At 67.0% G+C, this 212-nt stretch carries 1 pseudogene; it reads left to right on the forward strand.

Features of this window, described 5'->3' with window-relative positions:
- Positions 1-212, forward strand: a pseudogene (locus tag IO40_RS39725) (helix-turn-helix domain-containing protein); the annotation flags it as partial.

The following is a 212-nucleotide window of genomic DNA, read 5'->3' on the forward strand; positions in this document are numbered from 1 at the left end:
AAGTTGTCCCGGGAGCGGGAGGCATACTCCCGGCTCGTGCAGCAGGGATACAGCAACACCGAAGCGTGCCGGATCGTCGGCGTTGACCGCAGGACGGGCAACAAGTGGCGCAACGGCCGCTTCGAGCGGGACCGGAAGCCGGTACCACCGATCCACGTGGTGGTACCGGCTTCCGGTCCGTGCCGGTATCTGCGCGAGGACGAGCGGATCCA

The sequence above is a fragment of the Streptomyces albus subsp. albus genome, assembly GCF_000725885.1.
GTDB lineage: Bacteria > Actinomycetota > Actinomycetes > Streptomycetales > Streptomycetaceae > Streptomyces > Streptomyces albus.